The sequence below is a fragment of the Peptacetobacter sp. genome (assembly GCF_029264495.1).
In the GTDB taxonomy this organism is placed as follows: Bacteria; Bacillota; Clostridia; order Peptostreptococcales; family Peptostreptococcaceae; genus Peptacetobacter.
The window spans coordinates 1-9,449 of sequence record NZ_JARIBH010000006.1 but is presented as its reverse complement, the minus strand read 5'-3'; the positions used below and the strand labels follow the sequence as shown (position 1 = coordinate 9,449).

General features: G+C 25.9%; 9 protein-coding genes. 2 read left to right on the top strand and 7 right to left on the bottom strand.

The features are described from left to right. Window positions 1-468: 468 nt before the first annotated feature. Both Q1J78_RS00285 and dapB read left to right on the top strand, forming a co-directional pair. Window positions 469-687, top strand: coding sequence for a hypothetical protein (locus Q1J78_RS00285; RefSeq protein ID WP_300277164.1), 219 nt, complete (start codon window positions 469-471; stop codon window positions 685-687). Between the two features lie 109 nt (window positions 688-796). Continuing rightward, complete coding sequence (dapB, locus tag Q1J78_RS00280) at window positions 797-1,549, top strand: 4-hydroxy-tetrahydrodipicolinate reductase (RefSeq protein WP_300277161.1); 753 nt, start codon at window positions 797-799, stop codon at window positions 1,547-1,549. A gap of 59 nt (window positions 1,550-1,608) precedes the next feature. Here dapB and hpt read toward each other — a convergent pair whose 3' ends face one another. The 7 genes from hpt to Q1J78_RS00245 form a co-directional block, all read right to left on the bottom strand. Beyond that, the gene (hpt, locus tag Q1J78_RS00275) at window positions 1,609-2,148 is read right to left on the bottom strand and encodes a hypoxanthine phosphoribosyltransferase (protein ID WP_300277158.1); all 540 of its coding nucleotides are present in this window, start codon (window positions 2,146-2,148) and stop codon (window positions 1,609-1,611) included. Window positions 2,149-2,373: 225 nt separating this feature from the next. Then, window positions 2,374-3,681 carry an L-cysteine desulfidase family protein gene (locus Q1J78_RS00270; protein ID WP_300277155.1) on the bottom strand — a complete coding sequence of 436 codons (1,308 nt, stop codon included), beginning with the start codon at window positions 3,679-3,681 and terminating at the stop codon, window positions 2,374-2,376. Between the two features lie 328 nt (window positions 3,682-4,009). Next, window positions 4,010-5,773: a sigma-54 interaction domain-containing protein gene (locus tag Q1J78_RS00265; protein WP_300277152.1), complete on the bottom strand. Its 1,764-nt coding sequence runs from the start codon at window positions 5,771-5,773 to the stop codon at window positions 4,010-4,012. Between the two features lie 41 nt (window positions 5,774-5,814). Beyond that, window positions 5,815-5,973, bottom strand: coding sequence for a hypothetical protein (locus tag Q1J78_RS00260; protein WP_300277150.1), 159 nt, complete (start codon window positions 5,971-5,973; stop codon window positions 5,815-5,817). A gap of 108 nt (window positions 5,974-6,081) precedes the next feature. Then, complete coding sequence (locus tag Q1J78_RS00255; RefSeq protein ID WP_300277147.1) at window positions 6,082-6,657, bottom strand: class I SAM-dependent methyltransferase; 576 nt, start codon at window positions 6,655-6,657, stop codon at window positions 6,082-6,084. A 226-nt stretch (window positions 6,658-6,883) separates the two neighbouring features. Continuing rightward, complete coding sequence (locus Q1J78_RS00250; protein ID WP_300277144.1) at window positions 6,884-7,792, bottom strand: sulfite exporter TauE/SafE family protein; 909 nt, start codon at window positions 7,790-7,792, stop codon at window positions 6,884-6,886. A gap of 568 nt (window positions 7,793-8,360) precedes the next feature. After that, entirely contained in the window at window positions 8,361-9,272 is a 912-nt protein-coding gene (locus Q1J78_RS00245; protein ID WP_300277141.1) for a sulfite exporter TauE/SafE family protein, read from the bottom strand. Window positions 9,273-9,449 lie beyond the last annotated feature (177 nt).

The window sequence follows — 9,449 nt, the reverse complement described above, 5'->3', positions numbered from 1 at the left end:
TTTTTTAATATTTTTTATTTTATCTTAAGATTTTCTTTATTTTTCAGTTCTAAAATATATTTATAATTTATATTTTGAGGAGTTAGTTTTATGAGAAAGTTTTTAGATATTTTTGTTAAATCTTTTGGATTTTTTATCTGTTGACTCTTTTGGTTAGTTTTATTTCTATTCCATCTAATAATTCCATTTTATGGCGTTTTTATGCAGAATTAATACCACTGTTATCAGTTATTTTAATATCTGTTATTTTTTATTTCATAGACGGTAAAAATATAACTATTGCTCCAATGAATCATCCTTTTAAAAGTATTATTTTATGGATTTTTACAGGTGGTTTATGGCTTGGTGTAGTTGTTTTTACTCTATTTATTACAAATACTATTTCATTTATAGGTAAAAATTCAATGAATTATTTATCTATTTGGGCTATTTCATGCTTTTTAAATGTTATTATGAAGAACTTTTATTTTGAATTTTATAGGTGGAATAATTTTAGGTGGTATTTCATTAGCTGATGACTATCCTTCTATATTTAAACTTGCATACCATGGAAATAAACTTTTAACTGGTGGAATTTATAAAATTGAAGGTAGTATAGTCGTTTTAATTGTAAATGTAATTTTTATTGTTTTATTCTATTATTTATTTAAAAAATCTATCTTAAAAAATAATATTCTTTTTTGTTAGATATACTTAAATAATATTTATATTACTCTACTATATTTCTCTTTAAAATGTTAAAATTAAATCATAGAAATTAATTTTTCTGAATTTTTTATTTGGAGGGTAAATAATTATGTTAAATTTAATAGTTTGTGGCTATAACGGAGCTATGGGAAAGATGCTTCAAGAATGTATTTCAAAAGATCCAGATTGTAAACTTGTAGCTGGTGTTGCAAGATCTGCAAAAACTGGTACTCTTGATGGAGATGTAAAATTGTTCCATACTTTTGATGATTGCGATGTTGACGCTGATGCAATAATTGACTTTTCGCATCCTGGAAATTTGGATTCTATGCTTAAATATATCAAAAAAACTAAAACTCCTGTAGTAATAGCTACAACTGGCTTTGATGAAAAGCAAAATAAATCTATAGAGGAAGTATCTAAAGAAGTACCTGTACTACTTTCTCATAATACTTCTGTTGGTGTTAATGTTCTTATAGAGTTGGTAAAAGAAGCTTCAAAATTACTTAATAATTTTGATATTGAAATCATTGAGAAACATCATAATAGAAAAGAAGATGCTCCTAGTGGTACGGCAAAAATGCTTATAAATGCTATAAAAGAAGTGATTCCAGAATCAAATGAAGTTTTTGGAAGATTTGGAAGAAATTGTAAAAGACAATCTAAAGATATCGGTGTTAGTTCTGTAAGAGGTGGAAATATAATTTCAGACCATGATGTCTTATTCTGTGGAGATAGTGAAGTTGTTACTCTATCACACCATGCACAATCTAATGCAATTTTTGCAGATGGTTCTATATTTGCTGCTAAAGAACTATTAAAAAAAGAAAATGGCCTTTACGATATGAAAGATATATTATAAATTTTATTTAATAAATATTGAAATAAAAAAGTCACTGTATATACAGTGACTTTTATTAATTATCTATCTTCATCAGTTACGTTGAATATATATGGAACATTTCTAAAATAATCTCCACAGTCAAATCCATATCCAACAACAAATTTATCTTCTACTTCATATCCACAGTAATCAGGAACTAATTCTACTTTTCTTCTTGATGGCTTATCTAATAACACACAACTTTTTATACTTTTTGGATTTTTAGCTTTTAAGTGCTTTAATACGAAATCCATAGTTACAGCACTATCAGTTATATCATCAACTACTAATACATCATATCCTTCTAAATCTACAGTTACATCAGAAGTAACCTTTACTTTTCCACTTGTTTCTTCTGCATTTCCATAACTTGAAGTTGTCATAAAGTTTACTCTTAATTGTAAGTCTATACTTCTAACTAAATCCGCACAGAATATAAAACTACCTCTTAATAAAGCTATTATCATTAAATTTTTATCTTTATAGTCTTTCTCTATTTGTTTTCCTAGCTCTTTTATTCTTTTAGCTATTTCTTCTTCAGTATACATTACTTCCCATTTTTTCTTAGTTATATCCATTTTTATCCTCCGATTTTTTTAATTATACAGTTAATTTTATACGAATTAATCAGTATTTTCAATACTATCTATAAATTCTAATAAAAAAGTCTCTTTTTTATCATTATATATTAACAATAATTTATGAATATAAAAAGAAATCCATATCAATCAAGATATGGATTTCTTAAAATTTATATTTTAGATTATTTAAAAGGCTATTTTATAAAAATCGATAAAGTTTAATTAATTAGCTTTATTCATTTCATTCATAACATCTAGTATAACTTCATCTGTTACAGACATACCTGCATCTCCAACACAACCTAATGCTCTAACACTTTCATCAACGCTTCTACCTACTATTCCATTTAACCCTGGAACTATACATCCTCTTTTTGCAAGAATAGCATTCTGTACTGCTGCTGATGAAGCTGTTGCTAATTTACAAGCACATCCTGGTTTAGCACCATCACATATCATACCACTTAAATCAGCTATCATATTTTCCATAGCACCTTCTATTTGTGATAATTCTGCATTCATTAACCAAGAAAGACCTGCTGTACATCCTATTGCTGCTGCAACACCACAACCACACATTGGTGATAATCTTCCTGTAAAGTTTTTAATATATGCTGTTATTAAATGAGATATAGCAAGTGCTCTAGCAACTCTCTCATCTTCTTGTGGGAATCTTTCACTATATGCTGCTATTGGTAATATAGCTGTTAAACCATGATTTCCACTACCATTAGAACTCATAACAGGCATTTTAACACCAGACATTCTTGCATCTGAAGCTGCAGATGTTAACATCATAGCATAATTAACTATATCGTCACCTAATTCACCATCTGCTATTGCTTGTTTTATTCCATAACCCATACCAACACCAGTTTTTTCTTTAAGTCCTATTTCTGCCATAGCTCTATTCATTTTTATACCATCAAGAAGGAATTTAATATCTTCAAAATTCATTTTTTCAACGTTATCTACTATTTCAGCAACAGTAGCTTTGTCCATTAAAGTTTCTTTTCTTTCCTCTTTGTTTTCAGTAGTCATTTCTTTTGGTTCATTATCTAATATTACTTCCCCATCTTTTTCAAGATATGTAAAGTTATCATGTCTTCCTCTTACTTTTACAGTTACTTCATGATTTTCACCTTTTAATGTAACTTCAAGATATATTTTATCTGTTGATTCTGTTGGTTCTACTGATATAGTATGTTCTTCTAAATATTTTTCTGATTCTTTAACTTCTTCTTCAGTTAACCCTTCAAGTACGCTTAATCCATCAGCTGATTTTCCCCCAACTAATCCCATACAAGCTGCTACTTTTAATCCAAGTATTTTACTTCCTGGTATACCAACGCCCATACCATTTTTAAATATATTATGGCTAACTAACATCTTATTTTCTACTACTTCTTCGCCTAATAATTCTTTTGCTTTTGCACAAGCAAGTGCTAATGCAACTGGTTCTGTACATCCAACTGCAGGTTTTACTTCATTTTTAAGCATTTCTACTAATTCATTTCTTATATCTCTCATTTTATCCTCCATACAATAAATTGTAATTTATTTTAATATCAATTTTATAAATATATATTTTAGTATTTACTTTTCTTTATTCAATATAAGCATATTTCATGCCATTTTTAAAATTTTATTTTTTTATTTTATAAAAATGCTGATATTTCAACGATTAATTTTATTATTTTTTTATTTTATTGGTATATTATACATTTTTATCTATAGTGTAAATAATCTTATTTTATCATTTTGAGACAAAAAAATCTCATTTTGATATTCTGTGTCAAAATGAGATTTTTATAATAATTATTTTAATTTATAACAATAAACATTCTTGAATAAAACTTTATTTTATTTTATATTTTTCTATTTTTCTATATAAGGTAGCTCTTGATATTCCAAGTGCTTTAGCTGCCAAATCTTTATCTTTTTTATATATACTATAAGTTTTTAAAGCTTTTCTTATTTCTCTTTTTTCTAGCTCCTCTAACGTTTCTATTCCTGATATACTTTCTTCTTCTTTTTCTTCTTTAAACTCAAGTATAGATTTTGGAAGTACATCTACTGTGATTATTTTATCTTGTGCCATATTTATACTATATTCTATGCTATTTTGTAATTCTCTGACATTTCCAGGCCATTTATATTTTTTCATAATCTCCAATGCAAAATCATCTATTCCTTCTACATTTTTTTCAAGTTTCATAGAATATTCTTGTATCATATAGTCTATTAATAAAGATATATCTCCTTTTCTTTGTGATAAATTAGGTAATTTTATAGGAATTACATTCAGTCTATAATATAAATCCTCTCTAAATGTACCCTCTTTTACCATCTCTTCTAAATCTTTATTTGTAGCAGCTATAATCCTAACATCCACTTCAACATTTGACTTTGCACCTATTTTATTAACTTCTTTTTCTTGCAATACCCTCAGTAATTTCGATTGTAGATGTAGGCTCATATCACCTATTTCATCTAAAAATAAACTACCTTTATGTGCAATTTCAAACATTCCTAACTTTCCACCTTTTTTTGCTCCTGTAAAAGCACCTTCCTCATATCCAAAAAGTTCACTTTCTAAAAGATTATCTGGAATAGCAGCACAGTTTACAGCTATAAATGGATATTCTGATCTTTTACTATGATTATGTATTGCCCTTGCAAATAACTCTTTTCCTGTACCACTTTCTCCTGTTATCAAAACTGTCGATACAGATTTTGAAGCCATTATAGTTTCTTTTTTTACTTTTTTTATAATATCACTTTCTCCAATTATATTTTCAATCATTATACTTCTATCTTTATTCATTTTATTATAATTTTTTATTGCTTCTTTCTTATCTGTAAAATCTATAACATATCCTTTTACTTCTCCATTAAGTTCTATTATATTCATATTATAAATTCCACGTAAATTTTTTTCACCATTATTATAATTAAAACTACTACTAAATGAATGTCCTTTTTTATGTTGTGATGGTACTTTTATAGATTTAAATATTTCAAACATATTCTCACCACTTATATCTTTATTTATATTGAACATTTTCTTGAATTTAAGATTGTATCTATCTATTTTACCATCTATATCAATAGATACTACTGCTTTATCCATACCATCAACTAAAGTTTCTAATTTTTTCTTTTCTATATCTAATTCATAAGATTTTATAGCTGCTTTTAATTTCCCAGACAATAAATCTGCCATTCTTGTTAGAAAATTTACCATTCCTTCACTATTTTTTTCTATTATTTCTCTTTGTTCTTCTGAAAACGCTATAAGTCCTATAACTCCATATGCTTTCTCATCACATATTATTGGACAACATATTTCTCCATATTCATTACAATTTCCAATTTTGTAACATTCTTTACATATAAAACTCTCTTTTGGATTATCTATTACTATATACTCTTTATCAATAAGAGATTTTTTAAATGCAAATCCTCTTATTTCTTCTCCAATTTTATTTATATATTTTCCAGTACCCGCAATTCTGATAAGATTTTCATCTACTATAGTTACATCTATTTTTAATACAGTTTCTATTGCATCTGCTATATTTTGTATATCTTCTTTTATATAACTTAGTTCAAATTTCATTATAAATACCTTATCCTTTCTGTAATAATGCAAGTTTTATATTATAATTCCTTATTTCTTTTCAATATTTCTTCTATATTTTGTTTGTATAGTATATTTTTTATTTCTTTTAACTCTAAATATATTTTATTTAATACAAACTGAATTGATACTAATATCATAAATAAAATAACAACAAATACTATTTTATAATTTATCAAAGTACCATCTCCTTTTAAAATAGGCCTGGCATAAGCCAGACCTAACTATAATTAATCATATTTTGTTTTCAATATATTGTAAGCAACATATAATAAAGATGTTTTTTATTAATACATCTTTTTTCTTGCTACATATATATATTTATGGTTTTTAAAATCCTCTAATAAACCATCAAATCTTAATTCCGAAAATATTTTTTTAATATCACTTGGACTACAGTGATTTCCACAAAGGCCACATATCCTTCTTTTTAAATATTTTATTTTATTTTTAATATTGTACATATTTAGATCTTCAAGTATTAGTTCTCCATTATTTTTAAGAACTCTACTTATCTCAGAAGATGCTTTTTCATAATTACTTGTATTGTTAAATTGCTCAAGTATTATAACTTTGTTGAAATAATTATCTTCAAAAGGTAAAAATTCTAGTTTACCTTTAACAAAATTACAACTTTCATTGTGCACTAAAGAATAACATATATCCTCATAGTCTGAATCCTCAAGTATAGTTACATTTAATCCACTTAATCTTAGATCTTTTCCTAATCGACCTATATCTCCTACAAGTAGTACTTTTTCACCTATACTGTACTCTAGATGATTTAAAAGATATCCTATTTCGTCATCATGGAGACTTATATCATCATCTTCTCCAGTAAAATGAAATAATACATTTTTCACCACATTCACCTCTTTAAACCCTAAATTTTAATATAAAACGCTCTTTATTATAGAGCTTATAAATAAAATAATTATCCATATTTTCTTCCATACGTTAGATTATAATATTAAAATATAAACTATTCAATACTTTTTTAATATAAAAAGCAGTAAGTATAAAACTCACTGCTTTTATTGATATATTGTTATTTTTTTATGTCTTATATAAAATTTAGTCTTTCAAATTTTATACTGTTGGTTCTGCACCACTTGCTTTGTTTTCTTTTATTTTTACTATACCTGATTTTAGCATTGTAGTTGCTGTATAGAATATTACACATATTACTAAGACTTTTAATATATTTATTGGTAAGCTCTTAACTATAAATGCTGCTATAAATACACCAACTATCCCACCTAAAGTTATTGCTAATGAAGATTTTCTTGGATACTGACCTTCTTTTATAAATTCCATACCTGAGAATGGAAGAAGCATAGCACATGATCCCATCATTATTGGATAAGCTGCTCTTTCTGACATTCCTAAAAGGTAAAGCATAGCCATACATGGGGCATATAATCCTATTCCTGCTGTCATTAATGCTCCTAATATAAAGTTACCTATTATAGCTATTATTAATTTTGTTCCAGTTAATCCAAGAGCTGTTCCACCACCTGGCATTAAACTAACCCAAGGTAGTCCTAAGAACATTACTATACCTGTTATAAATAATGCTATACCCATAACTATCTGAACTATTGATTCATCAAGTTTTGATATTATTTTTGCTCCAATAACTGAACCAGCTGCTGCTGCTATTAATAATGATAATAATGTTATTGGATCAACTTTTACTGATGTTATAAATATAAGTGCTTCTAATACAGCGGGTATTGTACATGATACATTAAGCATTCCTGGAATGTGTTTATCTTTTACATTAAGTTTTAATGCTTTTGACATTGCTACAACTATAGCAAAAGAACCTATTCCTAATGTATCTGCAAAATTCGCTACAAATCCTATAAATCCTGGTTTTTTCCAACTTTCGTCTTCTATTTGGTTCGCTTTTTTAGTTTTGTTGAAATCTCTTCCAAAAACAACTGCGAATATAGATGTAAATCCAATTAACATTATCCTTATTAAACTTGCCATTTTATTTTCTCCTTTTTAAATTATTTTTAAATTTTAGTAATTTATTTCTGATATTAAAATAAATTTACTTAAGCAAATTTTTCATTATAAGTAATTAAAATATTCCCTATAACTTATAATTTTTAGATATTATTTTCCCTTTTTCAAGTTATTATTATAACAATCATCAACTTTTTTTTCAATATTTTTTTGTTTATTTTTCAATATTTTTTTGTATTTTTTCTTAATTTAATAATAAGTTTCTTATTTTAAACTTTATTATTTTTTAAATTATTTGAATTTTTCTGAATAATTTTTCTTTAGATATATGCTTTTCTTGATGTTTTAGTAATTAAACCCATATATTATAGTATTAAATTATATCTTTTTTTATTTTATATACATTTACTATTGCATATTTAAAATACTATATTAGTATAACATTTTTGTTGTTATATTTTATAAAATATAATCCTTGATAATTATTTATTATTGAGAAATAAAAAAAATTTATAAAATCAAAAAATAAAAATAAGCTATATATTTTTTAAATACATAGCTTATTTTTATATTATTTATACATTTATATTTATTCCATATCTATATTAACTTCTTTTAATTTATTTTCTAAACTACCTTTAAAAACTTTCTTTAACATATCATATGAAGTGTAATATATTACAAATATACATAATACTTTTATCATATTCATAGGCATAGAATTAAATATATATGCAGCTATAAATACACCTATTACACCACCTATTGTTATTGCTAACGATGTTTTTCTAGGGTAATTTCCATCTTTTATAAATCTAGTACTTGCTATAGGCATAAGTACTGCACAAGATCCCATCATTATTGGAAATGCACATTTTGGAGACATTCCTAAAATATATGTCGTCGCCATACATGGTGCATATAATCCTATTCCTGCTGTCATTAATGCTCCATATATAAAATTAAGTACTACACCTATAATTAACTTATTACCATAAAGACCGATGCTTTCTCCTCCAACTGGAAGTAAATCTATCCAAGGAAGTCCCAATAATATAACTGTTGCTGTTATAAATAATGCTATCCCCATTGATAGCTGTATTTTTTTTTCATCTAATTTTTTTACTATCCCTGAACCTATATAAGACCCTGTCCCTGCTGCTAAAAGCATTGATATAAGTGTTATCGAATCAACTTCTATGGCAGTTAAAAAAATAAGTGCTTCTACAATATTTGGTATTGCACATGATACATTTAGCATAGCGGGTATTTCTTTATCTTTAAATTTCATTTTCATGGCTTTACCCATTGCTATTATTACTGCAAAAGAACTTACCCCTAGCGTATCAAAAAAATTTCCTACCATACCAGCCATTACAGATTTTGTCAAACTTTCATCTTCTAGTCGATTTTCTTTTTTAGCCTTAGAATAATCGCTAATCATTAAAAATGCTTGCATTCCTGTAAATGATACTAGTATTACTCTTATTAAATTTATCATTTTTTCCTCCTATATCCAGTGCATAAATGCTACCGGTATATTCTTTAAGTTATCAACATATCCAAAAATATTTGTTAATAGTTTAAGATATTTGACTCTCACAATTATACTATATCTTTCTTTTTTTGTATACAATATATTTATATACTTTTATATATAATATCTATCTTCATAAAT